The organism is Actinosynnema sp. NPDC023658 (assembly GCF_040639995.1).
Lineage (GTDB): Bacteria > Actinomycetota > Actinomycetes > Mycobacteriales > Pseudonocardiaceae > Actinosynnema.
Map to the genome: position 1 here is coordinate 1 of NZ_JBFAAX010000578.1, position 3,641 is coordinate 3,641.

The window sequence follows — 3,641 nt, forward strand, 5'->3', positions numbered from 1 at the left end:
GCGAGCGGTGCTTCCGACCGGTGAAACCCGCGTCCGCCGCCGCCTGCAACGTCTTGTCGCGGTTGCCCATCGCGTCGCTGGTGCCCAGGTAGATCCGCCCGCCGTCGGCCAGGTGCGCGCCCGCGTCGCGGAAGAACCGGCGCTGCAACCCGTAACCGGGGTCCATGACGGCCCGCTCGATCTGCTTGCCGTACTGGCGGTCCTCCGGCGCCTCGATGAACGGGCTGTTCCAGAAGACGACGTCGAACACCTCGGCGGCGTCCACCGCGTCGAACAGGTCGCTGGTCAGCGCCGTGACGCGGTCCGCCACGCCGTGCCGGGCGGCGTTGCGCCGGGTGTTCTCCACGGCCGCGGGGTTGATGTCCAGCGCCAGCACCCGCCGACAGCCGCGCTGCGCCGCGAGGACCGACGCCACACCCGCGCCGCAGCCCATCTCCAGGAACCGGTGGCCCTCCTCGTAGGGCACCCAGGACGCGAACAGACCGGGGCCCGGGTCGGTGTAGGGGGGAAACACCTCGGGCAGCAGGTCCCATTCCATGTCGAGCAGTGAGAACGAGTCCTGGAGGGGATTGTCCGGGTCTTCGATCCGGGTCAGCGTCCAGCTTCCTAATTCGTATCCGAGCTGGTTGTACATGTGCGTGGTTCCTCCGTCGTGGTGGCGTTGGGGGCAACTCCTGAATCGGGTGGGAATTCGCATCGAATGCGTTTCGGACGAAGGGTCACACGGGTGTTCCGCGCTGTCAACGACGGTGCCGGGAATGCGCACCGACACACCTGTTCCGGTGAATTCCGCCCCGGACGGGCGGGGAATCGTCCCGGTTCCGGCAACGGAACTTGCCGCCGCGTCGCCGCCGTCGCCAACCTGGATGGCGGTGATCCCCGACAGTGCGGGGACCACCGGACGTCAGCCCACCGGCAGAACGGACTCGGTCCCAGGCGATGACCACAGAACCCGCCACCACCCCGATGCGGGGTGGTGTCCGATGAGCGCCGAAGCCACCACGCGCACGGCCGCCGCCGACGGCAGGAGGTTGCCGCTGGGCGTATACCTGCTCTCGTTCAGCCTGCTCGCGATGGGCAGCGCCGAGTTCCTGGTCGCCGGCGTGCTGCCGGCGATCGCGAAGGACCTGCACATCACGCTGCCCGCCGCCGGCGCGTTGATCACGGCGTTCGCCATCGCGGTGGTGATCGGTGGGCCGCCGATGGCCGTGCTGACCCTGCGCTGGCCCCGCCGGACCACGTTGGTGGTCACGCAGCTGCTGTTCGCCGCCGCGGTGGCCGTCAGCCTGCTGGTCGACGACTACGCGGTGATCCTGGTCGCCCGGTTCGTCTGCGGCATCGCCTACGCCGGGTTCTGGGCCGTCGCGGCGGTCACCGCGATCAGCCTCGTCCCGCCGGAGCGCACCGCGCGCGCGTCCGGCGTGGTCGTCAGCGGGCTCAGCATCGCCATGATCGCCGGTGGCCCGGCCAGCGCGTTGCTCAGCTACTACACCGGGTGGCGCGGCGGGTTCTGGGCCGTCTTCGCGCTGACCGTCATCGGCGCGCTCCTCACCGCGGCGGCCGTGCCCGCGACCAAGTCCGCCGTGGAACCCGGTGTGCGCTCGGAGCTGCGGGCGATGAAGCAGCCCCGGCTGTACGCGGTCTACGCCGCCACGCTGCTGAGCACCGCGTCCTACATGATCACCTACAACTACCTCGCGCCGCTCCTCACCGACGTCACCGGTCTCGGCGCGGTGTGGGTGCCCGCGGTCCTCACGCTGTTCGGCATCGGGGCGTTCGTCGGCCTGTCGATCGGCGGTCGGATCGCGGACGCCCGGCCGTTCCACGCGCTGCTGATCGGCGCGATCGGGATCGCGGTGTGCTCGGTGCTGCTCGCGCTCCTGGCCGAGTACGACGTCCTGGTGATCGTGATCGTCCTGCTGATGGGCGTCTCGGGCTTCGTGCTCAACCCGGCGATCTACGGCCGGGTGTTCACCCTGGCGTCCCAGGCGCCGACCCTCGCCGGGTCGACCGCGGTCTCGATGTTCCAGCTCGGCATCAGCCTCGTGCCGGTGTTCGCGGGCATCGCGCTGAGCGCCGGCGCGTCCTTCACCGCGATCCCGTGGATCGGTGCGGTCATCGCGGTCCTGACCATCCCGGCGATCCTGGTGGACCGCACGATCACCCGACGCACCACCGCCTCCGCCGCCGTCGACCACGAGTCGTGATGCCGGGCCGCTGAACGGCGGTGCCGGCGTCGGCGGGGGCGCGGACCGCCCACGAGCTTCTCCTGACTTCGTAGCCTCGATCGCTTCAGTGTTGACCGAAGTCACACGTCGGTCGGGCCGCCGTGCGGAGCGGGGGCGGGTACCGCACCCTGAGCCGATGGCCTCCGCCGGTCACGCCGGGTGACGTCGGAGCGGCCGGGCACCGGGAGGTGTGTGGTGGCGTTGGTGGTGGGGCTGGCGATGCTGGTCGCCGGCGCCGAGCTGGTGGTGCGCCAGGGGACCGCCCTCGCCCGCCGGATGGGCGTCAGCCCGCTCGTGGTGGGCCTGACGGTCGTCTCCCTCGGCACCAGCCTGCCGGAGCTGGCCATCGGCCTCAACGCCGCCCACCAGAGCAACGCCGGCCTCGCCGTGGGCAACATCGTGGGCACCAACCTGGTCAACGTCCTGCTCATCCTGGGGCTGGCCGCGGTGATCCGGCCGGTCGTGTTCGCGCCGCGGACGCTGCGCATCGACCTTCCGGTCATGACGGGCGCCTCGGTGCTGCTCTTCGTGCTGGCCCGCGACGGCACGCTCAGCACCAGGGACGGGCTGTGGCTGTGCGGGTACGGGGCCGCGTACCTGGTGTTCCTGGTCGTCCACACCAGGCGGGAACCGCAGGATCCGCCGGGCCTCCCGTCCGACACGCCTGCACCCACGACGCCTGCACCCGACCCGCCTGCACCCACGACGCCGGCGTCCGACAGCCGGGTGGGCGTCCGCCGACGGGTCGTGGTCGAGGTGGTCCTGCTGGTCGTCGGCCTGGCGGTCATCGTCGTCGGCGCCGAGTTCCTCGTCGACGGCGCGGTGCAGCTCGCCCGCAGCTGGGGCGCGAGCGACTCGGTCGTCGGCCTGACCGTCGTCGCGGTCGGCACCTCCGCGCCGGAGCTCGTGACCACGATCCTCTCGACCGTGAGGGGTCAGGACCGGTCGCTCGCGCTGGGGAACCTGCTGGGGTCCAGCGTGTTCAACATCGCGCTCATCCTCGGGCCTACGGTCCTCGCCGCGCCCGGGTCCGTGCCGGTGCCCGACGACGTGCTGGCCCTCGACCTGGTGCTGATGGTCGCCTCCGCGCTGGTGTGCGTGCCCGCCTTCTTCACCCGCAGGCGGCTGAGCCGCTGGGAGGGCGGCGCCTTCGTGACGACCTACGTGCTCTACATGGCCTGGCTGCTCACCACCCGGCTGTAGGCGGGTACCGCCCCCTCGGCGTCACCTCACACGGCGCAGGACAGCGGTCCGCCGTTGTAGGCCACGGCGTCACCGAACGCGGCCACGATGTCCAGCTCCTGCCCGGCGGCGTCGGCGTAGGCGCGGTGCAGGTTGAGCACCAGGCGCTCGGCGTCCGGCAGGTCGGCGAACTCGCCCAGGTCCGCCTCGCGCGCGGCCTGGAGCGGGGTC

Annotated in this window: 3 protein-coding genes and 1 pseudogene; 2 read left to right on the top strand and 2 right to left on the bottom strand. The window is 71.7% G+C overall.

Annotation, left to right across the window (positions count from 1 at the left end; translation table 11 throughout):
- Positions 1-634, bottom strand: a 634-nt coding sequence (locus AB0G02_RS31430; protein WP_360801291.1) for a methyltransferase, incomplete at its 3' end; no start/stop codon positions are given.
- Between the two features lie 349 nt (positions 635-983).
- On the opposite strand from AB0G02_RS31430, the gene AB0G02_RS31435 reads away from it, so the two are divergent.
- Complete coding sequence (locus tag AB0G02_RS31435; protein ID WP_360801294.1) at positions 984-2,207, top strand: MFS transporter; 1,224 nt, start codon at positions 984-986, stop codon at positions 2,205-2,207.
- 216 nt (positions 2,208-2,423) lie between these two features.
- Positions 2,424-3,431 carry a calcium/sodium antiporter gene (locus AB0G02_RS31440; RefSeq protein ID WP_360801297.1) on the top strand — a complete coding sequence of 336 codons (1,008 nt, stop codon included), beginning with the start codon at positions 2,424-2,426 and terminating at the stop codon, positions 3,429-3,431.
- 26 nt (positions 3,432-3,457) lie between these two features.
- Here the strand turns inward: AB0G02_RS31440 and AB0G02_RS31445 are convergent.
- A pseudogene (locus AB0G02_RS31445) lies at positions 3,458-3,641 on the bottom strand (MBL fold metallo-hydrolase); the annotation flags it as partial.